A 23,871-nucleotide genomic window follows, 5' to 3' on the forward strand; every position below is an offset into this window, starting at 1 on the left:
ACCGGGCGTGCCGGGCGCACGCGCGGACCCCTCCGCCGCCCACGCCCGCGCCTGTTACCGGACATGTTGTTCCCGCCCCGGGGACAGCGGCCCCGGCCCCTCGCTATCCTCCGGGCATGAGCCGTGAGCGAGGCGCGGGAACCACCGCTGACCAGGCACGACGAGGACCGGGGTGACCGGGATGACGGGCGCCGCACCGGGAGACCCCCGGGGCGTCCAGGCCTGGCGGGCGTTCGGCGCCCGGCTCCGTCTCCGGCGCAGGCGGGCCGGTCTCACCCAGGCCCAGGTGGGCGCCCGGGTCGGCTACGACCACACCGCCATCAGCAAACTCGAACACGGCAGCCGCCGCACCCCGCTCCCGCTGGCCCGCCGCCTGGACCGGCTGCTGAACGCCGACGGGGATCTCGTCGCCGCCTGCGAGGAGGCCGAGGAGCGGGAGCGCACGGAGGCGGCGACCGTCGCACCCGGGCCACTGTCCGACCCGGTCCGGCAGGGCCCGCTGCCCGGCGAGCCCGCCGGCGGCGCACTCCCGGCGATGCTCCCGCCGGAGACCGTCCTGCCCGGGCGGCTGCCCGCGTACGGCCTGTTCTGCCCGCTGCACGGGCGGGACGGCTGCACGGTCCCCGCGCTCCCCGACGCCGTCGCCCTGCACGCGCGGTTCTGCGCCCTGGGGCCCGACGCCGTCGGTCGTCCCGCCCTGGACACCGACACGGTGCACGCCCTGACCGCGCTGCTCGCCGTCTGCCTGCGCGCCGACGAGGAGCGCGCCTGGCCCGGAGCGACCGCGGTGGTCGAGCGCACCCTGCACGCGATGCTCCGCTGGATGGCGCTCCCGGCCGCCCCGTACCAGCGCCAACTCGCCCCGCTGGCTGCCGAGTACGCGCAGTCGGCGGGCTGCCTCAGGCTCCTGTGGGGCCGTAACGGGACGGCGATGGCCTGGCTGGACCGGTCCCTGGTGTGGGCGGCCATGTCCGGCCACGTCGGCGTGCGGGTCGCGGCGCTCAGCGACATGAGCACCCTGGCGCGGCTGGAGGGCGACGGCCCCTCCGCCCTCGCGTACGGCGAAGCCATCCGCGCGGCCGCGGCGGGCCGTCACTGGGCGGGGGCCATGAGCGATCTGTACCAGGCGCGCGGCCACGCGGTGCGCGGTGACGCCGGCCGCACCCTGCACCACCTCGCCCGGGCCTGGTCGCAGATGGACCGGGCCGGTGAGCGGGACGAGGCGGAGGCGCCCTGGCTCTCCGTCGCCTCCGTGCGCCTGCGGGTGGAGTCCGGGGCGGCGGGCGCCCTGCGCGACCTCGCCGCCGCGACGGGGGAGCGCCGTTACGCGCTGCGCGCCCTGGACGCGGCCGGCAGCGCGATCCGGCTGCTGCCGCCGGGCCTGCACTCGGCCCGCAAGCTGTTCCTGGCCCGCACGGCGGACGCGTACGTCTGCGCGGGCGAACCTGCCGCCGCTTCGGCGGTGGCGGGACCGGTCCTGGACAGCACCGAGGTGCACCCGGCGACCCTGCTCGGCCAGGAGCTGCGCGGACTCTACGGACGACTGGCCGGCCGCGCCGACGGGCGCGCGGAGACCGAGGACTTCGTCCGCCGGCTGGCCGCCGTCGTCCACTGAGCGCGGAGAACGGCAGGGGCGGGGCGTGTGGACCACGCCCCGCCCCCGTATGCGCGCCGGTGGATCAGCTCACATCGAGGGCCACGTCGTCCACGACGAAGCTGGTCTGCAGGTAGGCGTCCTCCTTACTGGTGAAGCCCAGCGTCACGGTCTGCCCGGCCGCCGACGCGACGTCGATGGTCTTCAGCACGTAGCCGCTGGTGGCGTCGAGATTCGAGTACGTGGCCAGGGTGCGGGACCCCAGCTTCACGGTGAACGTGTCGTACGCGTTCCCGTCGGGCGTCTCGGCGGTGTCGGTGCGCAGATAGAACGACAGCCGGTATGTCGAGCAGCCGGCCGGCACGGTCAGCGACTGGGTGGCGGTGTCGCTGTGGGTGCTGCCCCAGCCGCCGAACCACGCCTGGTACGAGCCGCTGTGCGCGGGCTTCTCGGAGGTCCGGTTGTTGATGACGCCGTCGGTCTGCGTCCAGGGCGAAGTCCCGTTCTCGAAGCCGCCGTTGGTCACGACCTGCCGGGGCTGGCAGCTGCCGCCGCCACCGACCACCAGAGAGTAGGTGGTGGTGTGGGTGGCCGTGCCGGTCCCGGTCACGGTGAGGGTGTACGTACCCGCAGTGGTCTGGGCGCTCGCGGAGACCGTCATCGTGGCCGACGAGCCGGACTGCACCGAGGTGGGCGAGAAGGAGACGGTGACACCGCTCGGCGCACCGGACGCCGAGAGCCGCACGTTCTGGGCGGAGCCGCCGGTGGTGGCCGTGGACACGGTCGCGGTGACCGAGGAGCCCGGCTGGACGCTGCCCGAGACCGGGTTCACCGACACGGAGAAGTCGTCGGCGGGAGCGGTGGAGCCGACCGCCGTCTTCCACAGCGTGTAAGCGACCCCGTCGGCGCTGCGGTCGAGTGCGGTGGCGTTGATGTTGGCGGTGGTGTCGCACGACTGGTGGTAGCAGGGATCGTACGAACGGCCGGCCGTGCCTCCCCACTTGGCCGCCTGTGCCGACGTCTTGGTGTCACTGGCACCGGTGGCGTAGCCGGAGGTGGCGATCCCGCCCTGCTGGAAGGAGTAGTCGTCCGAGCGCCCCTGGCCCTCGACGTTCTCCTCCGGGGCCAGTCCCAGGGACGCCCAGTACTCCTTCATCGGGGCCGAGGCCGCCGAGTTGAGGTTGTTGATGAAGTAGCCGCCGTTCACCGAGGCGACCATGTCGAAGTTGTAGTACGCGGTGATGGCGCTGCGCTGCGCCGAACTCAGCTGGCTCACGTAGTACTTGGAGCCCTGGAGGCCCTGCTCCTCGCCGTTCCACCAGGCGAACCGGACGTGCTTGGTCATGGTGGGGTTCTGCTGGGCCAGGGCGAGCGCGTTCTCCAGCAGGGTCGCCGACCCGGAGCCGTTGTCGTTGATGCCCGGCCCGGCGGACACGCTGTCGAGGTGGGCGCCGAACATCACGGTGCTGTCGGAGGGCCCGCCCGGCCAGTCCGCGACGAGGTTCTTGCCGGTGTAGGTGCAGGTGGCGCAGGTCTGCTCGGTCACGGTGTAGCCGGCCGCCTGGAGCTTGCCCTTCACATAGGCGAGCGAGGCGTTGTACCCGCTGCTTCCGGCGCGCCGGTTGCCACCGTTCTGCGAGGCGATGGTGTTGAACTGCGTCAGGTGCGCTTGCACGTCGGCGACGCTGATGTCGGGCGCGGTGCCGCCGGGGTTGCCGCCGCCGCCGTCGACGGTCAGCGTGTACTGGGCGGTGTGCTCCTGGGTGCCGGCGCCCTTGACGGTGAAGGTGTACGAGCCGGGGGCCGCGGCCGAGGTGGTCGACACGGTCATCGTGGACGTGGCGCCGGACTGCACCGAGGACGGGCTGAAGGAGACGCTCACCCCGCCGGGCAGGCCGCTCGCGGACAGGCTCACCGTCTGGGCGCTGCCGGACGAGATCGTCGTGCGGACGGTGGACGTCACCGAACTGCCGGGCTTCACCGAGCCGGACGCCGGGTCCAGGGAAAGCGAGAAGTCGTTGTTGCCGCTCGGGGAACAGGCCGGGTCACCGCTCTGGGCGGGCACGCTGACCGCGTCCCACGCAGCCTTCGTGCGGTTGTACAGCGTGCACGTGGCGTCGAGGTTCTTGGCCGCGGTGAGGGTGGTCGTGCGGTAGCGCTTGTACGTCATGCCGCTGGTCTTCAGGAGCATGCCGCCGTAGAACACCTTGCCGGCGCTCTGGATGCCCACACCGGTCACCGAGGAGTTGTTGCAGGTGGGGCTGGAGGGCTTGCCGCCACCGGGGCTTGAGCCCTCGGCGAGCAGATAGAACCAGTGGTTGAGGGGCCCGGCCGCCGCGTGCTCCTCGGTGCTGGGTATGGAGGAGCTGTAGCAGTTCGGGTCGCCGATCTGGCCGGGGTTGTACATGACCCGGATCGGCCCGTTGCCGACGAGGTTGATCTTCTCGCCGACGGTGTAGTCCGGGTCGTCGTACGGGGCCGGCTCATTGGTGTACGCCTCGGTCAGCGCGCCCATGATGTCGCCGGTGGCCTCGCCGAGCCCGGACTCGTTGTTGGCGCCGCCCGGGGTGTACTGGTCGATGCCGTGGCCGAACTCGTGGCCCACGACGTCCATCGCGCCGATCCACTGGTTGGCCTGGTTGTGGCCGATCGAGACCGTGGAGCCGTCCCAGTACGCGTTGACGTCGTTGAGGCCGACCTTGACCGGCCAGCTGCGTCCGTTGCCGTCGTGGCCGTTGCGCCCGAGCCAGTCACGCAGCATGTCCCACTCGTGCTGGGCCGCCCACATGACGTCGACGCAGCCGGTCTCCTTGCTGGACGCGTTGCCGGTGCCCCAGGAGTCGGTGGACTTGGTGAACACGCCGCCGGTGCTGTAGTCGGCACAGCTCAGTCCGGGGCGGTTCGGGTCGCGGAGCGAGTAACTGCTGCCCGACGAGGTGGTGTTGATGGTGAGCGGATTCGGTCCGTTCCACTGGCTGTTGCCGGTGCCGGCCCGGACGTCGTCGTAGCTGTCGATGACGGCGCCGGTGCCCGCGTCCACGAACACGTGCAGCCGACTGGGCGCCTTCGCGGTCCGGCCGGTGAGCACGGTCTCCCAGGCCAGCCGGGAGCGCTTGCCGGTGGCCCGTACGACCAGCCGGTGGCTCTCGACCTCGTCCACCATACGCAGTCGCTTGCGGGAGGCGGCCTCGGCGGCCTTCGCGGAGACGGTCGCGGTGGTGGGCACGTTGATGCGCCGCGACACCGCCGACTGCGAACCGCGCACCCGGCCCTTGGAGTCGGCCACCACGACCGCGTCCCCGCCGACGACGGGCAGACCGCGGTAGGTGCGCTCGTACGCGACGGAGTAGAGGCCGTTGATCCACGGGGTGACGATCCGGCGTTCGTAGCGCTCCTCCGGCCCCTTGGCCAGAGTGTCGAGCCCGCTGGCAGCGGCCTTGTCGGCGGCCGAGACGGCGGTGGCAAGTGCCGTGGGGGCGGGCGGCGGTGCGGGGTCCGCCGAGGCGGACGGGCCGCTGACGGCGACCAGCATTCCGGCGAGGACGGCCAGGGTCGTCCCGGCCGTCATCGGTCTGCGTTTCATCGAGGCTCCTCATGGGTGTCCGTGATCGAGCGACCGAACACTCACATGTGGTCATGACCCCGTCAACGAACTGCGGGCGCCCGCGGGGGAGTTGGCAAGTCTCGTCAAGTCGGGCCTGCGCGCCGCGGAAGCGCACGCGAAAGAAAGGGGGATGGACAGGCGGGGAGGCGGACGTTATCCTGCACTCTCACCAGAACGGTGATCTACACGCAACTGTCGAGGCGAGCGTATCACTGAATCGGCAAGCGCACAAGCACTTCTGGCCCCCCTTCATACGCCACCCGTAGTCCCGCTCAACCCACAAGGAAGGCACCAGCCTTGACCTCGCACTCCCTCGGCGCAGCGGCCGCCGGCACCTGGCGGCTCGGTGATCTGACCGTCAACCGGATGGGCTTCGGAGCCATGCGGCTTACCCAGAACGGCCGGGCGTTCAGCGACGAGCGCACCCCGCACGACCGGGACCGGGCCGTCGCGGTGCTGCGCCGCGCCCTCGAGCTGGGCGTGAACCACATCGACACGGCCGCCTTCTACTTCTCGCCCCTGCGCTCCGCCAACGAGCTGATCAACCGGGCGCTCGGCCCCTACCCGGACGACCTGGTGATCACCACCAAGGTGGGCCCGGGCCGCGGCCCCTCCGGCGACTGGCTCGACTGGGCCCGCCCCGAGCAGCTGCGCGGCCGGGTGCAGGAGAACATCCGTCAGCTCGGCCGGGACCACCTCGACGTCGTCAACCTCCGGATGAACGGCAACCGCCCGGTCTCCGACCTCTTCGGCGCCCTGGCCGAACTGCGCGAGGAAGGGCTCATCCGCCACCTGGGCCTCTCCAACGTCTGGCCGGAGCAGATCACCGAGGCCCGGGCCATCGCCCCCGTCGTCTGCGTGCAGAACCGCTACGGCATCGGCGAGCGGCGCGCCGATGCCCAGGAGGTCCTCCGCCTGTGCGGTGAACTGGGCATCGCCTTCGTCCCCTTCTACGCCATCGCGGGAGCCGGCCACGAGTCCGGGGCAGGCGACGCCGAGCACGAGGCGGTGCTCGACGTGGCCCGCGCCCACGACGCCTCGCCCGCCCAGGTCCGGCTGGCGTGGACCCTCCAGCAGGGTCCGCACGTGCTGGCCATCCCGGGCACCGGCAACCCCGCCCACCTGGAGGCCAATGTGGCGGCGGGCGCCCTGCGGCTCACCGACGAGGAGATGGCGCGCCTCACCGCGCTCGGGCAGGCCGCCGGGGCGGACGTAGCATGATCCCCATGGAACAGCGCGAACTGGGCAGGACCGGACGTAACGTATCGGTTGTCGGACAGGGCACCTGGCAACTCGGCGGCGACTGGGGTGAGGTCCGCGAGGAGGACGCCCTCGGGGTGCTCGATGCGGCCGTCGCCTCGGGGATCACCTTCTTCGACACGGCGGACGTCTACGGCGACGGCCGCAGCGAACAGCTCATCGGCCGCTATCTGAAGGAGCGGCCCGACGCCGGGGTGTTCGTCGCGACGAAGATGGGCCGCCGCGCCGACCAGGTCCCGGAGAACTACACCCTGGACAACTTCCGCGCCTGGAACGACCGTTCCCGCGCCAACCTGGGCGTCGACACCCTCGACCTCGTGCAGCTGCACTGCCCGCCCACCGCTGTCTACTCCTGCGACGAGGTGTACGACGCGCTGGACACCCTCGTCGACGAGCAGCGGATCGCGGCCTACGCGGTCAGCGTCGAGACCTGCGCCGAGGCGCTGACGGCCATCGCCCGGCCGGGCGTCGCGAGCGTCCAGATCATCCTCAACCCGTTCCGCCTGAAGCCACTGGACGAGGTGCTGCCGGCGGCGCGGGAGGCCGGGGTCGGCATCATCGCCCGGGTCCCGCTGGCCTCCGGGCTGCTGTCGGGCAAGTACACCGCGGACACCGTCTTCGCGCCCGGCGACCACCGCACGTACAACCGGAACGGCGAGGCGTTCGACCAGGGCGAGACCTTCTCCGGCGTCGACTACGGCACCGGTGTGGCGGCCGCCGCCGAGTTCGCCGCGCTCGCCCCCGAGGGCGCGACCCCGGCGCAGACGGCGCTGCGCTGGATCATCCAGCAGCCGGGCGTCACCAGCGTGATCCCCGGCGCGCGTTCGACGGAGCAGGCGCGGGCCAACGCGGCGGCCGCCGGGCTCGACCCGCTCCCGCGGAGCACGCTGGACGCGGTGCGCGACCTCTACGACCGGCGCTTCCGCGCCACGGTCCACGGCCGCTGGTAGTCACCGCCCGGAGAACAGGCTCATCCCCAGGAACACGGCGGCCAGGAAGGCGATCGCACCCGCGATCGCACTGGCCACCCGGGGCCGGCGCCGGATCGCCTCGCCGGCGGTCCGCCGCCGGGCCTTCCCGGGCCTGGCGGCCGCGCGCCGCCCGTGCCCGCCCTGCCCGCCGTGCCCCTGACTCTGGCCCTGGCCCTGCCCGGGTCCGGCGGGTGCCTGCGGGAGCCGGTACGTCGTCGGCGCACCGGGGTCCGCTCCGGGGAGCGCGGCGGGTGCGGCGGGTGCGGCGGCGAAGGGTGCGGGAGCGGGTGCCGGTTGGTGCGGGGGCAGCGGTTCCGGGCGGCCCCGCCAGGCGTCGCCGTGGAACCAGTCGGCGACCTCCTGGGCGGTGGGCCGGTCCTCCGGCTGCTTGGCGAGCAGGCCGAGCAGATACGTGTCGAAGGCGGCGGGGACGTCCACACCGCGCTGACGCAGCGGCACCGGAGGCGTGTCCACGTGCTGGTACAAGGTGGCCGTCGCGGTGTCCGAACGGAACGGCGGCTCACCGAGCAGCAGTTGGTAGACGACGCAGCCGAGCGAGTACATGTCGGATGCGGCGTCGGCGGTGCGGCCGAGGGCCCGCTCCGGGGCGAGGTAGAGGCTCGTCCCGACGATGTGACCCGTCGTGGTCAGCGCGGCGGACGGGTCGTCCACGAACTGCGCGATGCCGAAGTCCCCGATCTTGACGGTGCCTTCGCCGTCCAGCATGAGGTTCCCGGGCTTGATGTCGCGGTGGACGATGCCCTGCCGGTGCGCGGCGGCCAGCCCGGCGGCGGCCTGTCCGGCGATGCGGGCGGCCTGTTCGGGGCCGAGCCGTTCCTGGGCCAGCAGCAGATCCGCCAGGCTGCGGCCCTCGACCAGCTCCATCACGAGGAAGAGCCGGTTCTCCCAGGCTCCGAAGTCGAAGACGGCCACCAGATGAGGGTGGCTCAGGCGGGCGGCGGTCTGCGCCTCCAGACGGAACCGCGCGGTGGCCGACTCGTCGGCGTGCTCCCCGAGGAGCAGCTTCACGGCGACGGCACGGCCGAGGACCTCGTCGGTGGCCCGCCAGACCTCACCCATTCCACCCCGGCCGATGGCGGATATCAGCCGGTACCGACCAGCAACCAGCACCTGTGCACACCAATCTCGATAGCTCGGGCCCGGGCCTGGCCGAGGACCGCTTCGAATGCCGCGACGACGGCCTCGCCGGGGGCGAGAGCGGGGTGGGGGAGCGCGGCAAGATCAGGATATCCGGCGCGCGGACCCCGTACGACCGGCCCTCCTCAACGAGCGGTTCCGCCCAGCGATTCGACCAGCGGAAGCAGCCGGTGCGGCACGCGCTCGCGCAGCGCGACCTCGGTCCGGGTCCTGACCACGCCGGGCAGCCGGATGAGCCGCTGGATGACGTCCTCCAGGTGCCCGTTGTCCCGCGCGACCACCCGGGTCAGCAGATCGCCGCCGCCCGTGGTCGAGAACGCCTCGATGATCTCGGGCACGGCGGCGAGCGCGTCACCGACCTCGTCCAGATGGCCCTGGGTCACTTCCAGGTGCACGAAGGCGAGGACGGGGTGGCCGAGCGCGGCGGGGGAGAGGAAGGGGCCGCTCCCGGTGATCACACCGTCCCGCTCCAGCCGGTCGATGCGCGCCTGGAGGGTGCCCCGGGCGATGGACAGGATGCGTGCGTACTCGCGCACGCTCGTCTGCGGCTGCTCGATGAGCAGCCGCAGGATACGGGTGTCGAGTGCGTCCACCGCCATGCTTCGCCGGCCTCTTTCGGTGCGTCCTCCGGGGGCCAGCGACTGTATCAACGGCCTCCGTGCGCGGCGGGCCGCGTCTCACCGGTCCGGCCGGATGTGCCCCGCGCACGGGCGGGTGGCGCGGGGCACGGGCCGGACGGTTCAGAACTGCACGTCGGAGCAGGCGTAGAACGCGTTGCCGGTGTCGGCGATCGTCCATACGCCGAGGATCAGGTGCTTGCCGGACTTCTGCGGCAGTACGCCGGAGTGGCTGACCGTCGAGCCGGGCAGCCGTCCGCCGAAGGGCACCGTGAGGAACGGCTGCGTCTCCAGGTCGGCCCGGGTGAGCGGCTTGGTGGGGTCGTAGCCGTCCTTGGTGATGTAGTAGCGGAAGTCGGTCGTGGCGTGCCGGGCCTCGATCCGCCAGTTGAACGTGTAGTTCTGGCCGGCGGTGACCTTGGTTGCGGGCCAGGCGCCGCCACGCGGGTCGTCCAGCTCGGAGAAGCGGCCGATGCCGCCCGAGCAGATGTGGCCGTCGGCCGGGCCGCGGGTGGGGAAGCCCTTGGGACCCTCGACGCTCGGCGGCTCCCACTGGATCTGCCCGCAGCGCTTGACGGTGCCGAGGCCGCAGAGCTGCTGCCTGCTGATCGGTGAGTCGGTGTAGCCGTGGCCCTGAGCGGGGGCCGAGGTGGCCAGCAGGGCCGCACCGGCGACCGCCAGCCCGGCCAGTAACGAGGTGATCCTCTTGCGCATACGTCGCTCCTGGAGATGTGGGGTGATGTCCGGAGAGTGCTGCGGTCTAGACCAAGGGTGAGCGTAGCGATGGCAATTTGACATGTCTAGACCAAGGAAGGCGCCTTGCGTGAGAGGTCCTCGGCGAGGTTGGTCCGTTGGTAGTCGACTGGTAGCCCCGATGTGCCTTCGAGTGGTCCAATGGCTCAGTCGATCGAGTTCAATTTGAGCCAACCGCCCTTCGGGTGGTCTGATGTATTCGTCGATGGCGCTGCGGACCTCCGCGGCGCCTTTTTCGTGCCTGAACGTGACGGGAACGGAGAGCCGGTGAACCGGAGTGGGGGAGCAGCAGTGCTGAGGAGAGCGTTCGTGGCCCAGGACCCCGGCCGGATGCGGCTGCGCTTCGCCTGCCGCGCGGTGCTCGGCATCGGACTCGCCGTCGTGGTGTGCGGTCTCGTCGGCCACTCGCTCGTGGCTGCCATCACCGGCGGCCTCGCCGCGCTGCTCGCCCTGTTCACCGTGACCGACCCCACGGTCCGGGGCCAGGCGGTCACCACCGCGCTGCTGCCCGCCGTCGGCTTCCCGGTGCTCGCGCTGGCCGCCCTGCTCCACGACCACCCGCTCGCCCGTGACACCGCGTTCCTCGCGGTCATGGGGGCCGGGGTCTACGCGAGGCGGTGGGGGCCGCGCGGCCACTCCCTCGGCGTCTTCGCCTTCATGGCCTTCTTCACCACGCAGTTCCTCCACACCCTGCCCGGGCAGCTCCCCGAGCTCTACTCCGCCGTCGCCCTTTCCCTGCTGTGCGCGGCGGCCGTCCGCTTCGGCCTCTGGTGCTACGAACGCCGGCTGACCGCCCCCGCCGTGCCCGCCCCGCCCGCCGGCACCGGCCTGGCCAGGGTCACCACCCGGCAGGCCGTCCAGGCGGTCACCGGCGGAGCCGTCGCACTCATGGCCGGGCAGCTGATGTCCGACCAGCGCTGGTACTGGGCCGTCGGCGCCACCTGGTGGGTCTTCGTGAACACCGCCTCGCGCGGCGAGACCGTGGTACGCGGCTTCCGCCGGGTGCTCGGCACCCTCATCGGCATCCCGGTCGGCCTCGCCGTCGTCGTCCCGCTGCACGGGGCGCCCGTGCCGACCGCCCTCGTCGTCGCTGCCGGGGTGTTCGGGATCTTCTACACGGCGGCGCTCTCCTACACCTGGATGATGCTCTCCGTAACGGTCATGGCCGGTGCGCTCTACGGCTCGCTGGGCGTGCTCGACCCCGGGCTGCTCGCCCTGCGGCTCGGTGAGACCGCCGTCGGCGCGCTCGGTGCGATGCTCGCGGTGCTCTGCGTCCTGCCCGTCACCACACACGCCACGACCGACGCCTGGATCCAGCGCGCCCTGCGCTGCGTGCACGCCTGCACCGAGGAGGCCGCCGCCCGCCTCTCCGGCTCCGCCACCGCCGACCCGGCCCCGCGCGTCGCCGAGCTGGAGGCCCTCCTCGGCCGCGTACGCCTCTCGCTCGCCCCGCTGGTCCACCCGCTGAGCCCGCTCCGCGCCCGCCGGGCCCGGGCCGGACACGTGCTGGCCCTGCTGGACGAGTGCGCCCGCGAGGTACGGGGCCTCGCCTCGGTGGCCGCCGACCCGGAGGCGTCCCACGACGCCAGGCTCGCCGCCGCCTGCTGGCGCGTCGAGAACGCGGTCGAGGCCCTGACCGGGCGTACGGCCGTCGCGTCCGCCGTCCCGGCGCACCCGGCCGTCACCGAACCCGCCCTCGCCCACCTGCACAGCCTGGAGCGCGCGCTCGCCGAACTCGCCGCGCCGCTGCACAGCCCGCCGAGCGCCCCCCTCGTCACGGCCTGACGCCTGGGGCCTGCCGATCCGCCACCCTTGGTCTAGACCGCATCGGTGCACTGCTACCGTCGCCGCAGAAGATCACGACGGCACGTCCGCCGCGCACAGCCGGCGGGGAGGAGCAGCGGTGGACAGCAGCAACGGAGCGGGACGGGCATTCATCGGGTCGTTCACCTCGGCGGGCGGGCGGGGAGTCACCGTCGCCGCCGTCGACGCGGAGACCGGCGCGCTCACGGTCCTGGGCGCCACGGACGCCGTGCCCGACCCCTCCTACCTGGCGCTCGGCCCCGGCGGCACGGTCCTCTACGCCGTCAGCGAGACCGAGCCGGGCGGTGCGGCGGCCCTGGACGTCCGCGCGGACGAACCGCGTCCGCTCGGCGGGGTCCGGGCGGTGGACGGCGACGGCCCCACGCACCTCGCCCTCGCCGCCGGGCACCTGGTCACCGCGAACTACGGCTCGGGCAGCGTCAGCGTGCTGCCCGTCGCCGGGGACGGCGCGCTCGGCCCCGTCGCCGCGGTCCTCGCGCACGAGGGCGGCGGACCGGTCACGGACCGCCAGGAGGGCCCGCACGCCCACCAGGTCCTGCCCGACCCCTCCGGGACCTGGGTGCTCAGCGTCGACCTCGGCACCGACTCGGTCCGGGTCTGCGCGGTCGACCCGGCCACCGGCGAGCTGCGCACGCACGGCGAGACGGCCCTGCGCCCCGGCACCGGGCCGCGCCACCTGGCCTTCCACCCCTCGGGCCGCCACGCCTACGTGCTGAACGAGCTGGAGCCCACGCTCACCGTGTGCCGCTGGGACGCCGCGGCGGGCGTCCTGGAACCGGTCCGCGAGATCCCGGTGCTGCCCGAGGACGTGACCGTCGAGAGCTACGCCTCCGAGGTCGTCGTCGCCCACGACGGCCGGTTCGTGTGGGCGGCCAACCGGGGCCACGACAGCATCTCCGTCCTCGCGCTCGACGCGACCGGCGAGCACCCGTCCCTGGTCACGACCGTGGGCTGCGGCGGCCACTGGCCCCGCGACCTCGCGCTGGACCCGGCCGGGCGCCGGCTCTACGCGGCCAATGAGCGCAGCGGGAACGTCGCCTGGTTCACCGTGGACCCGGAGACGGGCATCCCGGCCCAGCAGGGCACCCTGGACGCCCCGGCGGCCTCCTGCGTGATCTTCGGCTGAAAACCGGTGAGGCCCCGGTGCCGGACTGCCGTCCGGGCCGGGGCCTCATGCGTGCCGAAGGGGTCAGCGGGCCTGCGCCCCCTGGGCCACCGGGGGAGCGATCCCCAGGGCCGAGGTGTACATCGAGAGGACCAGCTTGCCGATCGCCGGGTACGCGCCCAGCGGCTCGGCGCTCGCGCAGCCGGCCTCCTTCGCCGCCGCGTCCAGCAGGCCCTCCGCCACCTCGGGACCCACCAGGTACGGTGCCACGGCCAGCTGGAGCGAGCCGGAGCCCTTCAGCTGATCGGCGACGGCGGCGACCGAACCCTCCACGTCGAGCGCGGCGGCGATCACCGGCACCGCGAGCCGGGCCGCGAGCAGCATGCCCGTGATCCCCGCCGCCTGCACGGCCTCCTCGCCGCCCACCGTGGCGAGCACGATGCCGTCGGCGGCCGTCGCCACCGTGAAGAGCCTGGCCCGGTCCGCGCGGGCCAGCCCGGCCTCCGAGAGCCGGACGTGCAGCGCCTCGGCCAGCAGCGGGTGCGGGCCGAGCACATCGGTCAGCTCCGCCAGAGCCTCGCTGTCGGTGATCGCCTGACGTATCCGCTGCACCAGCGCACTGTCCGGACCCGCGAGCAGCGGGACCACCACGGCGGCCGGGCCCTCGGGCTCGGCGACCTCACGGCCCACGGCCAGCGCCTGCTCGTACCGCGCGGTGCGCTCGGCGGCGGAGTGCGCGATCACGGAGGCCAGCGCCGGGTACTCGGCGTCGTCCCCGTCCACGTAACCGATCAGGGCGTTCAGGCCGGGCAGCTCGGAACGGGCGATGCTGATGACCTCTTCGGCCAGACCGCGGCTGGTCGAGGACGGGGTACCGGGAACGGCGAGAACGAGCGCGGCAGCGCCCTCGGGTGCGACCACGGGCTCCGGGCGGCGGTGCCGTCCGGACTGGCGAGGTCGCGGCATTCGTACAGGCAGGCCGGAAGCGGGCCCAGTGGGGGTGCTCATGGCGCCGCATGCTACTGGTTTCGGACGCCTCCCTGCGCGGGGAGGGTCCGGTCGAGCGGCCTCTGTCCGCTTTTATCCGATCAGCGGCTTACCGGGTGACTGCCCTGATCTGTCGTCAGCGTGCGCGCGCCCGTCGCCCTACGGGCGGGGCCCGTACGCCGGAACGCGCAGCAGCGTCGGATGGTGCGGCAGCCTCAGCCCCCCGGTGTCCAGGGCCTGGGCGATGCGCAGCGCACCGATCAGGGGATCACCCGAACCGGGGACCGCCCGTGCCCGGGGCAGCAGCCGCGCCAGCTCCTCGCGGAGCGGTACGAGCAACGGCTCGCCCATCCGGAACAGCCCGCCGGTCAGCGCGACTTCGCAGTCGTCCTCGTCCGCCTTCGGCTCCGGGCACACCGCCGAGGCCGCCTCCGCGATATGCGCGGCGGCCTCCCGCAGGATGCCCTCGGCGACCGGGTCGCGGTCCGCGCACGCGGCCACCTCCGGCGCGAACGAGGCCAGCAGCGCGGGCCGGTCGGCGCGTGGGTAGAGCAGACCGGGCAGCTCCTGCGGCGGCCCGAACACCGCTTCCAGCCTGGTCAGCAGCGCGGCCGAACCGCCGCGCCGACCGTCGTACGCGCGCATCGCGGCGTCGAGCCCGGCCCGCCCGATCCAGGCGCCGCCCCCGCTGTCGCCCAGCAGGTGCCCCCAGCCGTCCGCCCGTCGCCACGCCGTCAGGTCCGTGCCCAGCGCGATCAGCCCGGTGCCGGCGGCCACCACCGCGCCGGGCCGCTGCCCGACCGCCCCGGCGTACGCGGTCACCGCGTCCGCCGCGAGCGCGATCCGGCGCACCCCCAGCGCGTCCGCCAGGGCGTCCGGCAGTGCGGCGCGCAACTCGTCGCCCAGCGTGGCCATCCCCGCGGCGCCGACCGCCGCGGCGGTGATCCGCCCGCCGGGGGCGTGCGCGTCGAGCAGGCCGTGGACGGCCGGGAGCACCTGATCCAGGAGGTGGGAGGCATCGATGCCGCGTGGTCCGGTGCGCACCGGACCACCGCACGAGGCGGTGGCCAGTGGGGTGTCCGTCTCGGCCGTGCCCAGTGCCACCCGCAGCCCCGAGCCGCCCGAATCCACACCGAGGACATACGTGCCCGGTTGTCCGTGTGACGTCATGGACCGGCTCCCGGGTGCGAAGAGGTGAGGGACGGGCAGCACCCTATCCCCGGGGCACCGCGTTGCGCCGGTAGGGTGATCTTTCGTGACAGCGCGACCGTTGAACGAAGTAGTCGAGCCCGGCTGGGCCGACGCCCTGGCCCCGGTGGCGGGGCGCATCGCCGCGATGGGCGATTTCCTGCGTGCGGAGGTCGCGGCCGGCCGCACCTACCTTCCCTCCGGGGCGAACGTGCTGCGCGCGTTCCAGCAGCCCTTCGCGGACGTACGGGTCCTGATCGTCGGTCAGGACCCGTACCCCACACCGGGGATGGCGATCGGACTGAGCTTCGCGGTCTCCCCGGACGTGCGCAGGCTGCCGGGCAGCCTGGAGAACATCTACCGGGAGCTCAACTCCGACCTGGGGCTGCCCAGGCCGTCGAACGGCGACCTGACGCCGTGGACCCGCCAGGGCGTGCTGCTGCTCAACAGGGCGCTGACCACCGCACCCCGCTCACCCGGCGCCCACCGCGGCAAGGGCTGGGAGGAGGTCACCGAACAGGCCATCCGCGCCCTGGCCGCCCGGGGAAAGCCGCTGGTGTCCGTGCTCTGGGGCCGCGACGCCCGCAATCTGCGGCCGCTGCTCGGCGACCTGCCGGCCATCGAGTCCGCCCACCCCTCCCCGATGTCCGCCGACCGCGGCTTCTTCGGGTCCAGGCCGTTCAGCCGCGTCAACGAACTGCTCGCCGCCCAGGGCGCCGAGCCGGTCGACTGGCGGCTTCCGTAGGACGTACGCCTCACACCTCGGCCGCCACCGCCCGTACGCACAGCACGTCAGGAAGATGCGAGGCGAGCTGCTCCCAGCTGTCCCCGTCGTCCGCGCTCGCGTACAACTCGCCGTTGCGGTTGCCGAAGTAGATCCCGGCCGGGTCCGCGTCGTCGGTGCAGAGCGCGTCGCGCAGCACCGTGCCGTAGTGCGCGCTCTCCGGCAGGCCGGCCGACAGCGGCTCCCAGTGGGCGCCCGCGTCGGTGGTCCGGAAGACCCGGCAGCGGTGCTCGGCGGGCACCCGGTCGGCATCGGCGTTGATCGGGAAGACGTACGCCGTGTCCGCGCGGTGCGGGTGGGCGGCCACGGCGAAGCCGAAGTCCGAGGGCAGGCCCGCGCCGATGTCCGTCCAGTGACCCCCGGCGTCGTCGCTGCGGAAGACGCCCCAGTGGTTCTGGAGGTAGAGGCGGTCGGGGTCGGCCGCGTCCCGGCTGACCTTGTGCACGCACTGGCCGAACTCCGGGTCCGGGTCGGGCAGGAAGGCCGCCGAGACCCCCTTGTTGGCCGGGGTCCAGCTCGCGCCGCCGTCGGCGGTCCGGAACACCCCGGCGGTGGACACCGCGACCGTCACGGCGCGCGCGTCCCGCTCATCGGTCAGGATCGTGTGCAGCCCCTCGCCGCCCCCGCCGGGCACCCAGCGCGAACGCGTCGGATGCTCCCACAGCGGCCGCACCAGCTCGAAGGACTCGCCCCCGTCCTCGGACCGGAAGAGCGCGGCCGGCTCCGTGCCCGCGTAGACGACGCCCGGCGCCTCGGACCCCGCCGGCTGCAACTGCCACACCCGCTCCAGCGAGGTCCCGGTGAACTCCGGGAACTTCACGGCCGGGGTCCTCGGCTCGACCCAGCTCGCGCCCAGGTCGTCGGAGTGGAAGACGGACGGGCCCCAGTGCGCGCTGTCGCCGCCGACCAGCAGCCGGGGTCGGCCGCCCCGGGTGTCGATGGCGACCGAGTAGATCGCCTGGGCGTTGAAATGAGGCCCCTCGAACTCCCATGTGCCTCCGCGCCTGCGGCCGATGAAGAGCCCCTTGCGGGTGCCCACGGTGAGCAGTACATCGGTCATGACCGAACCTCCCGAAACGCCGTTGTGCCGGATATCGGTCAGTGTGCACCCCGGCACTGACAGCGGCCCGGACCACGGCCCGGGGTGTCCCCGGGCAGGGCGGGCCGCCTCTCAGCGGCAGGGCGGTGCGGTACTGCTGCGGACCACCAGATTCGTCGCCAGATCCACCCGGGTCGTCGCGGGCTGCCGGCCGCGGCCCAGGTCCAGGACCAGCCGGGCCGCCGTCTCGGCCATCTCGATCAGGGGCTGGCGCACCGTCGTCAGCGGCGGCCCGATCCACCGGGTGAGCGGCAGGTCGTCGAAGCCCACGACGCTCAGGTCCTCCGGGATGCGCAGACCGAGCTCGCGCGCCGCCTCGTACACGCCGAGGGCCTGGAGGTCGTTGCCGGCGAAGACGGCGGTCGGCCGGTCCGCCGAGCGCAGCAGCTCCATCCCGGCCGCGTACCCCGCCTCGTGCGAGAACTCGGCCTCGCGGATCAGGGACCGGTCGATCGGGATGTCCGCCGTCTCCAGGGCGGCCCGGTAGCCGTCCACCCGGGCGCGGCTGCACATCATCCGGGACGGTCCGCTCACCACGCCGATCCTGCGGTGGCCGAGGCCGGTGAGGTGGCGGGTCGCGGCGAGACCGCCCTGCCAGTTCGTCGTGCCGACCGAGGGGATGTCGTCCCCGGGGTCTCCGGCCGGGTCCACCACCGCGTACGGGATGCTGCGGCTGGTGAGCTGCGCGCGCTGGGCGGCGGTGAGGTCGGACAGCACCAGGATGACCCCGACCGGCCGGCGGGCCAGCACCCCGTCGACCCAGGTCTGCCCGGGGCTGAGGCGGCCCGCGCTCTCCGACAGGACGAGGCTCAGCCCCTCCTCGCGGGCGACGTTCTCCACCCCGCGGACGACCTCCATGGCCCACGCGCTGTCCAGCTCGTGGAAGACCAGGTCGATGAGTTGCGACTGCGTGGTCGAACCGCGTCTGCGGCGGTAGCCGTGCTGGAGCAGCAGTTCCTCGACCTTGGTGCGCGTACCGGGCGCGACATCGGCGCGCCCGTTCAGCACCTTCGAAACTGTCGGAGCCGAGACTCCGGCCGCTCGGGCGATTTCCGCCAGCGTGGCAGTGCCGTCCGACGGCGCTGCGGCAGGCGCATTCTCCTGATGTGACTGGACGTTTGCGGGGCTCATACAGCGAATCGTAACCGCCCGTCGCCCGAACGGAGGCGGGAGCCCCGGCGAAAAATTCGCGGTCCGCGACCTCTTGACTGGCCGGAAACCCAACCGTACGGTTCCGGCAACATTCGCAAGCAACTCCGAAAGATTCGACAGAGGTGCGGTCATGCGGTCGGGAATTTTCACTCAGGGCAAGCGTGCGGCGAGATGGACCGCGGCCGGCGCGGCCATGGTCATGGCGGGAGTCCTGGCGGGCTGCGGATCGGACGGCGGTAGCGGCGGCGGCGCCACGCTGACCGCGTACGTCTACGGCGACGACGCCGTGAAGGTGCAGCAGGCCGCGGTCAAGGAGTTCAACAAGACCTCCGACGTCAAGGTCAAGCTCGTCTCCGTGCCCGGCACCGACTACGTCAACAAGCTCCGCAGCGCCATGGGTTCCCCGAGCGCCCCCGACATCTTCTTCAACTGGGGCGGCGGCTCCATCAAGCCGTACGTGGACGCGGGCCAGCTGGTCGACCTCACCTCGACGTTCAAGGACGACGCCACCCTGAAGGACGGCTTCCTGCCGTCGATCGTCACCGCCGGCAGCCTCGACGGGAAGGTCTACGGCGTCCCGATGCGCGGTATGCAGCCCGTGATGCTCTTCTACAACAAGGCCCTCTTCGCCGAGAACGGCGTCCAGACCCCCACGACCTGGGAGGACCTCCAGAAGGCCATCAAGACCTTCAAGGGCAAGGGCATCACCCCGTTCGCCCTCGGCGGCTCCGACAAGTGGCCCGAGCTGATGTGGATGGAGTACCTGCTCGACCGGATCGGCGGCCCCGACGTCTTCCGCAAGATCCAGAACGGCGACAACTCCGCCTGGGGCGACCCGGCCGTGCTGAAGACCGCCCAGACCGTGAAGCAGCTCGTGGACGACGGCGCCTTCGGCAAGAACTTCAACTCCGTCGACTACGGCAACGGCGGTGCGCCCACCCTGCTCAACAAGGGCAAGGCGGCCATGCACCTGATGGGTTCGTGGGAGTACTCCACCCAGCTCGGCAAGGCGCCCGACTTCGCCAAGAAGGACCTCGGCTGGACGAACTTCCCGACCGTCGCGGGCGGCGTCGGCGACCCGGCCGACGTGGTCGGCAACCCCACCAACTACTGGTCCGTGAACGCCCGCACCAAGCACAAGGACGCGGCCATAGCCTTCCTGAAGACCATGGCGTCCAAGTCGTACGCGCAGGCTCTCGTGGACAACGGCGACGTGCCCACCACCTCCAACGCCGCCTCCATGCTCAGCGGCTCGCCCAACCCGAAGTTCGCCACCGACCAGTACGAGATGGTCCAGAAGGCCCCCGACTTCACCCTGTCCTGGGACCAGGCGCTCGAATCCCAGACCGCCACCCCGCTGCTCACCGAGATCAGCAAGCTGTTCGCCGGCAAGTCCACGCCCGAGCAGTTCGTCGCCGCGATGAAGGCCGTCAAGTAACGATGTCCCACGTCTCCTCGTCACCCAAGGTGCGCGGAGGACGGAAGGCGGCCGCCGGGAACGTCGGCCGCCCCCCGGTCGCCTGGGCGCTGCCCGGCATCCTCTTCTTCGCCCTCTTCGCGATCGTCCCGCTGGCGATCGCCGTGTACCTCTCCTTCTGCCACTGGGACGGGCTGAACTCCCCGACCTCCGTCGGCACGGCCAACTGGACCCGGCTCTTCAAGGACCCGGAGTTCCGCCAGGCCGCCTGGCTCAGCCTGCTCCTGACCACCATCAGCTGGGCCTTCCAGACCCCGGTGGCCCTGCTCCTCGGCGTCTGGGCGGCCGGCCGGCAGCGCAGCCGCGCGGTGCTCTCGGCGGTCTTCTTCATCCCGCTGCTGCTGTCCACCACCGCCATCGCGATGCTGTTCCACGCGCTGCTCGACCCCAACTTCGGCGTCATCAAGGAGATCGGGCCCTGGTTCGGCATCGACCCGAACATCATGGGCTCGTCCACCGGCGCGCTGCTCACCGTGGCGTTCGTCGGCGGCTGGCAGTTCATGCCCTTCCACACCCTGATCTACCAGGGCGGCACCCGGCAGATCCCGCAGGTCCTCTACCAGGCCGCGGAGATCGACGGCGCGGGCATGTTCCGGCAGTTCTTCCACATCACCCTGCCGCAGCTGCGCAACACCATCACGACCTCCTCGGTCCTGATGATCGTCGGCTCGCTGACCTACTTCGACACCGTGCTGATCATGACCAAGGGCGGCCCCGGCACCGACACCACGGTGCTGCCGTACCTCATGTACCGCACTGGTTTCCAGACCTACGACCTCGGGTACGCCGCCGCCATCGCGACCGCCCTCGTCGTCGTGGCCACCGCCCTCTCGCTGATCCTCGTCCGCTTCAGCGGCTTCGGGAACATGCGCTCCACCCGGGAAGGTATGTGACGCGATGTCGACCGACACCCGCCCCGCGACGCGCCCCGCACAGCCGCTGACCCGCACCCGCCCCGCCACCACGCGGCGCCGCCGCAGGTGGGGCAACCCGCTGGCCGGCCTCGGCTCGCTGGTCTGGCTCGTGCTCGTGATCGTCCCGCTCTACACGCTCGTCTCGTCCTCGCTGATGCACCAGGACGAGGCGCTGAACGGCGACCCGCTGGCCGTCCCGACCGACCCGACGCTCGACAACTACCGCACGGTCCTCGACAGCGGCTTCTCCACGATGCTCTCCAACACGGCGATCGTCGCCGTGGCCACGGTGGCGATCGTGCTGGTCCTCTCGATCCCCGTCGCGTACGTCGCGGTACGCACCCGCAGCAGGCTCTCCGGACTCGCCTTCCGGACCTTCCTGCTCGGCGTCGCCATCCCCGCCCAGGCCGTGATCGTGCCGCTCTACCTGCTCATCAGCAAGATGGGCCTGTACGACAGCCTGCCGGCCGTCATCCTGCCGACCGCCGCGTTCGCGATGCCGGTGGCGGTGCTGATCCTCAGCGGCACCATGCGCGACGTCTCCGAGGAGATGTACGAGGCCATGGCGCTCGACGGCGCCTCCTCGCTGCGGATGCTGTGGCAGCTGGCGATCCCGATGTCCAAGGCGGGCATCAGCACGGTCGCGATCTACACGGCGCTCCAGGCGTGGAACGGCTTCCTGTTCCCGCTGATCCTGACCCAGTCGGAGGAGAACCGGGTGCTGACCCTCGGTCTCTTCAACTTCATGTCCCAGTTCGGGGTGAACATCCCGGCCGTGCTCGCCGCGATCGTGCTCTCCGTCGTACCGATCTTCGCCGTGTACCTCGTGGCACGGAAGGCCCTGGTCAACGGACTGATGGGGGTGGGCGGCAAGTAGCGCACCCATGCCGCCGCGTACCACCGCACTCTTGAGAGGAATCCCCGCCGCCATGGCAAACCCCCCTGTTCCGCATGCCCGCAGGACCGAAGCGGCCACCGCCGTCGACGGCCCCTGGCAGGACCCCGCGCTCGCCCCCGAGGTGCGCGTGGCCGACCTCGTCTCCCGGATGACCCTCCAGGAGAAGACCGCCCAGCTGTACGGCATCTGGGTGGGCGCCGACGCCGACGGGGACGGGGTCGCCCCGCACCAGAACGAGATGGTCGACGCCATCGACTGGGACGCGCTCATCCCGCGCGGCCTCGGCCAGCTGACCCGCCCCTTCGGCACCGCTCCCGTCGACCCGGCCGTCGGCGCGATCTCCCTCGCCCGCGCCCAGCGGGCCATCGCGGGCGCCGGCCGCTTCGGTATCCCGGCCCTCGCCCACGAGGAGTGCCTGGCCGGCTTCACCGCCTGGGGCGCCACCGCCTACCCCGTCCCGCTCTCCTGGGGCGCCGCCTGGAACCCGGACCTGGTCACCGAGATGGCCCACCGGATCGGCGGGGACATGCGGTCCGTGGGCATCCACCAGGGCCTCGCCCCGGTCCTGGACGTGGTGCGCGACCTGCGCTGGGGCCGCGTCGAGGAGACCATCGGCGAGGACCCCTACCTCGTCGCGACCATCGGCACGGCGTACGTGAAGGGGCTGGAGTCCGCCGGCATCGTCGCCACCCTCAAGCACTTCGCCGGATACGCGGCGTCGGCCGGCGCCCGCAACCTCTCGCCGGTCCGGGCCGGGGCCAGGGAGCTCGCCGACGTCATCCTGCCGCCCTTCGAGATGGCCCTCCTCGACGGCGGCGCCCGCTCCGTCATGCAGTCCTACGCGGAGATCGACGGGGTCCCCTCGGCGGCCGACCCCGCCCTGCTCACCGGACTGCTCCGGGACACCTGGGGCTTCGAGGGCACCGTCGTCGCCGACTACTTCGCCATCGGCTTCCTGGAGACCCTGCACAAGGTCGCCGAGGGCCGCGCCGACGCCGCCCGCCTCGCCCTGGGCGCCGGGGTCGACGTGGAGCTGCCCACCGTCCGCAGCTACGGCGACGAACTCGCCGCCGCCGTCCTGGCCGGTACGGTCCCCGAGGCCCTGGTCGACCGCGCACTGCACCGGGTCCTCCTCCAGAAGTGCGAACTCGGGCTGCTCGACCCCGACTGGGCCCCGCTGCCCGCGCTCCTGCGCGACACCGACCCGGAGCGGGCCCGCGAGACCATCGACCTGGACCCGCCGCGCAACCGCGCCCTCGCCCGCGAACTCGCCGAACAGGCCGTGGTCCTGCTCGCGAATCCGCGGGGGGCGCTGCCGCTGGCCGGGACCGGGCAGATCGCGGTGGTCGGCCCCCGGGCGGACGACGCGCTCGCCATGCTCGGCTGCTACTCCTTCCCCAGCCACGTCGGCGTCCTGCACCCCGAGACCGCCATGGGCATCGACATCCCCACCGTGCTCGACGCGGTGCGCGGCGAGTTCCCCGCCGCCACGGTCACCGGCGCCCCCGGCTGCGAGGTCGACACCACCGACACCTCGGGCTTCACCGAGGCGGTGGACCTGGCCCGGGAGGCGGACGTGTGCGTCGCGGTGCTCGGCGACCGGGCCGGGCTCTTCGGGCGCGGCACCTCGGGCGAGGGCTGCGACGCCGACGACCTCTCGCTCCCGGGCGTGCAGGGCGAACTGCTCGACGCGCTGCTCGACAGCGGAACCCCGGTCGTCCTGGTCCTGCTGACCGGCCGCCCGTACGCACTCGGCCGCTGGGCGGACCGCACCGCCGCCGTGGTCCAGGCGTTCTTCCCCGGTGAGGAGGGCGGCCCGGCCCTGGCCTCCGTGCTCTCCGGCCGGGTCAGCCCCTCCGGCCGGCTGCCGGTCTCCGTCCCGCGCCTTCCGGGCGGCCAGCCGTGGACCTACCTCCAGCCGCCCCTCGGGCTCGCCAACGGGGTCAGCAACCTGGACCCGACGCCGCTGTACCCCTTCGGCCACGGCCTCACGTACACCTCCTTCGCCTGGGAGCCCGGCGCCCCCGCCCCGGCGGAGATCCCCACCGACGGCTCCGCCGACATCGAGCTGACCGTCCGCAACACCGGGGACCGGGCCGGTGCGGAGGTCGTCCAGCTCTACGTGCACGACCCGGTCGCCCAGACGACCCGGCCCGAGAACCGGCTCATCGGCTACGCTCGGGTGCCGCTCGACGCGGGCCAGGAGGCGCGCGTCCGCTTCCGGTTCCACGCCGACCTGGTGTCGTTCACCGGCATCGGCGGGCGGCGCGTCGTGGAGCCGGGCGCGCTGGAGCTGCGGCTCGCGGCGTCCAGCGGTGCCGAAGGCCTCCGGCACACGGTGCACCTGCGCCTCACCGGTCCCGAGCGCACTCTCGACCACCGGCGCCGGCTGGTGTGCGACGCGGTGGTCGAACCCGTCCCGGCGGCCGCCCCCGTACGGGGCTGACCGGCTCCGTACCACCGGGCGGGGGCACCACGCCCCCGCC

The 23,871-nt window shown here is 72.8% G+C and carries 18 protein-coding genes; 10 read left to right on the forward strand and 8 right to left on the reverse strand.

Annotation, left to right across the window (positions count from 1 at the left end; genetic code table 11):
* Positions 1–181 precede the first annotated feature (181 nt).
* On the forward strand, positions 182–1,615 hold the full coding sequence (locus ACFZAT_RS23125; RefSeq protein WP_391266433.1) for a helix-turn-helix domain-containing protein: 1,434 nt from the start codon (positions 182–184) through the stop codon (positions 1,613–1,615).
* A 64-nt stretch (positions 1,616–1,679) separates the two neighbouring features.
* Here the strand turns inward: ACFZAT_RS23125 and ACFZAT_RS23130 are convergent, their stop codons facing one another.
* Complete coding sequence (locus ACFZAT_RS23130) at positions 1,680–5,162, reverse strand: M28 family peptidase (protein ID WP_391266630.1); 3,483 nt, start codon at positions 5,160–5,162, stop codon at positions 1,680–1,682.
* 333 nt (positions 5,163–5,495) lie between these two features.
* On the opposite strand from ACFZAT_RS23130, the gene ACFZAT_RS23135 reads away from it, so the two are divergent.
* Positions 5,496–6,419, forward strand: coding sequence for an aldo/keto reductase (locus tag ACFZAT_RS23135; protein ID WP_391266436.1), 924 nt, complete (start codon positions 5,496–5,498; stop codon positions 6,417–6,419).
* A complete protein-coding gene (locus tag ACFZAT_RS23140) occupies positions 6,416–7,408 on the forward strand; it encodes an aldo/keto reductase (RefSeq protein WP_391266438.1) in 993 nt (330 codons plus the stop codon). Before ACFZAT_RS23135 ends, ACFZAT_RS23140 begins: the two co-directional genes overlap by 4 nt.
* On the opposite strand, the gene ACFZAT_RS23145 is transcribed toward ACFZAT_RS23140, so the two are convergent.
* From ACFZAT_RS23145 to ACFZAT_RS23155, 3 genes are all read right to left on the reverse strand, one after another.
* Positions 7,409–8,560: a protein kinase gene (locus ACFZAT_RS23145; protein WP_391266441.1), complete on the reverse strand. Its 1,152-nt coding sequence runs from the start codon at positions 8,558–8,560 to the stop codon at positions 7,409–7,411.
* Positions 8,561–8,712: 152 nt separating this feature from the next.
* Entirely contained in the window at positions 8,713–9,186 is a 474-nt protein-coding gene (locus ACFZAT_RS23150; protein ID WP_018106209.1) for an Lrp/AsnC family transcriptional regulator, read from the reverse strand.
* A gap of 141 nt (positions 9,187–9,327) precedes the next feature.
* Positions 9,328–9,918, reverse strand: a complete 591-nt coding sequence (locus tag ACFZAT_RS23155) for a lytic polysaccharide monooxygenase (protein WP_391266446.1) — start codon at positions 9,916–9,918, stop codon at positions 9,328–9,330.
* A 330-nt stretch (positions 9,919–10,248) separates the two neighbouring features.
* On the opposite strand from ACFZAT_RS23155, the gene ACFZAT_RS23160 reads away from it, so the two are divergent.
* A complete protein-coding gene (locus tag ACFZAT_RS23160; RefSeq protein ID WP_391266448.1) occupies positions 10,249–11,742 on the forward strand; it encodes an FUSC family protein in 1,494 nt (497 codons plus the stop codon).
* A 118-nt stretch (positions 11,743–11,860) separates the two neighbouring features.
* The gene (locus ACFZAT_RS23165; RefSeq protein WP_391266451.1) at positions 11,861–12,907 is read left to right on the forward strand and encodes a beta-propeller fold lactonase family protein; all 1,047 of its coding nucleotides are present in this window, start codon (positions 11,861–11,863) and stop codon (positions 12,905–12,907) included.
* 63 nt (positions 12,908–12,970) lie between these two features.
* Here ACFZAT_RS23165 and ACFZAT_RS23170 read toward each other — a convergent pair whose 3' ends face one another.
* Both ACFZAT_RS23170 and ACFZAT_RS23175 read right to left on the reverse strand, forming a co-directional pair.
* Entirely contained in the window at positions 12,971–13,894 is a 924-nt protein-coding gene (locus tag ACFZAT_RS23170) for a sirohydrochlorin chelatase (RefSeq protein WP_391266453.1), read from the reverse strand.
* 138 nt (positions 13,895–14,032) lie between these two features.
* The gene (locus ACFZAT_RS23175; protein WP_391266456.1) at positions 14,033–15,043 is read right to left on the reverse strand and encodes a BadF/BadG/BcrA/BcrD ATPase family protein; all 1,011 of its coding nucleotides are present in this window, start codon (positions 15,041–15,043) and stop codon (positions 14,033–14,035) included.
* 85 nt (positions 15,044–15,128) lie between these two features.
* Here ACFZAT_RS23175 and ACFZAT_RS23180 point away from each other — a divergent pair, with 85 nt between their 5' ends.
* Entirely contained in the window at positions 15,129–15,806 is a 678-nt protein-coding gene (locus ACFZAT_RS23180) for a uracil-DNA glycosylase (RefSeq protein ID WP_391266459.1), read from the forward strand.
* A 10-nt stretch (positions 15,807–15,816) separates the two neighbouring features.
* Here ACFZAT_RS23180 and ACFZAT_RS23185 read toward each other — a convergent pair whose 3' ends face one another.
* Together ACFZAT_RS23185 and ACFZAT_RS23190 are read right to left on the reverse strand one after the other, a co-directional pair.
* A complete protein-coding gene (locus ACFZAT_RS23185; protein WP_391266461.1) occupies positions 15,817–16,905 on the reverse strand; it encodes a WD40/YVTN/BNR-like repeat-containing protein in 1,089 nt (362 codons plus the stop codon).
* Positions 16,906–17,016: 111 nt separating this feature from the next.
* Positions 17,017–17,952, reverse strand: coding sequence for a substrate-binding domain-containing protein (locus ACFZAT_RS23190; RefSeq protein ID WP_391266464.1), 936 nt, complete (start codon positions 17,950–17,952; stop codon positions 17,017–17,019).
* 337 nt (positions 17,953–18,289) lie between these two features.
* Here ACFZAT_RS23190 and ACFZAT_RS23195 point away from each other — a divergent pair, with 337 nt between their 5' ends.
* Genes ACFZAT_RS23195 through ACFZAT_RS23210 form a run of 4 tightly spaced genes read left to right on the forward strand, consistent with a single transcriptional unit; the run spans position 18,290 to position 23,831 of the window.
* Positions 18,290–19,534: an extracellular solute-binding protein gene (locus ACFZAT_RS23195; protein WP_391266633.1), complete on the forward strand. Its 1,245-nt coding sequence runs from the start codon at positions 18,290–18,292 to the stop codon at positions 19,532–19,534.
* Between the two features lie 2 nt (positions 19,535–19,536).
* The gene (locus ACFZAT_RS23200; RefSeq protein ID WP_018106221.1) at positions 19,537–20,466 is read left to right on the forward strand and encodes a carbohydrate ABC transporter permease; all 930 of its coding nucleotides are present in this window, start codon (positions 19,537–19,539) and stop codon (positions 20,464–20,466) included.
* A 4-nt stretch (positions 20,467–20,470) separates the two neighbouring features.
* Positions 20,471–21,364 carry an ABC transporter permease subunit gene (locus ACFZAT_RS23205; protein WP_391266468.1) on the forward strand — a complete coding sequence of 298 codons (894 nt, stop codon included), beginning with the start codon at positions 20,471–20,473 and terminating at the stop codon, positions 21,362–21,364.
* A gap of 52 nt (positions 21,365–21,416) precedes the next feature.
* A complete protein-coding gene (locus ACFZAT_RS23210) occupies positions 21,417–23,831 on the forward strand; it encodes a glycoside hydrolase family 3 N-terminal domain-containing protein (protein WP_391266470.1) in 2,415 nt (804 codons plus the stop codon).
* The last annotated feature ends 40 nt before the right edge of the window (positions 23,832–23,871 follow it).

Source organism: Streptomyces sp. NPDC008163, from assembly GCF_042956885.1.
In the GTDB taxonomy this organism is placed as follows: domain Bacteria; phylum Actinomycetota; class Actinomycetes; order Streptomycetales; family Streptomycetaceae; genus Streptomyces; species Streptomyces drozdowiczii_A.

Bases quoted from the DNA above. Each gene is read 5' to 3' on its own strand.
- ACFZAT_RS23125 (WP_391266433.1), top strand. From the start codon at position 182: ATGACGGGCGCCGCACCGGGAGACCCCCGGGGCGTCCAGGCCTGGCGG.
- ACFZAT_RS23130 (WP_391266630.1), bottom strand. From the start codon at position 5,162: ATGACGGCCGGGACGACCCTGGCCGTCCTCGCCGGAATGCTGGTCGCC.
- ACFZAT_RS23140 (WP_391266438.1), top strand. From the start codon at position 6,416: ATGATCCCCATGGAACAGCGCGAACTGGGCAGGACCGGACGTAACGTA.
- ACFZAT_RS23150 (WP_018106209.1), bottom strand. From the start codon at position 9,186: ATGGCGGTGGACGCACTCGACACCCGTATCCTGCGGCTGCTCATCGAG.
- ACFZAT_RS23155 (WP_391266446.1), bottom strand. From the start codon at position 9,918: ATGCGCAAGAGGATCACCTCGTTACTGGCCGGGCTGGCGGTCGCCGGT.
- ACFZAT_RS23170 (WP_391266453.1), bottom strand. From the start codon at position 13,894: ATGAGCACCCCCACTGGGCCCGCTTCCGGCCTGCCTGTACGAATGCCG.
- ACFZAT_RS23175 (WP_391266456.1), bottom strand. From the start codon at position 15,043: ATGACGTCACACGGACAACCGGGCACGTATGTCCTCGGTGTGGATTCG.
- ACFZAT_RS23185 (WP_391266461.1), bottom strand. From the start codon at position 16,905: ATGACCGATGTACTGCTCACCGTGGGCACCCGCAAGGGGCTCTTCATC.
- ACFZAT_RS23195 (WP_391266633.1), top strand. From the start codon at position 18,290: ATGGTCATGGCGGGAGTCCTGGCGGGCTGCGGATCGGACGGCGGTAGC.
- ACFZAT_RS23200 (WP_018106221.1), top strand. From the start codon at position 19,537: ATGTCCCACGTCTCCTCGTCACCCAAGGTGCGCGGAGGACGGAAGGCG.
- ACFZAT_RS23205 (WP_391266468.1), top strand. From the start codon at position 20,471: ATGTCGACCGACACCCGCCCCGCGACGCGCCCCGCACAGCCGCTGACC.
- ACFZAT_RS23210 (WP_391266470.1), top strand. From the start codon at position 21,417: ATGGCAAACCCCCCTGTTCCGCATGCCCGCAGGACCGAAGCGGCCACC.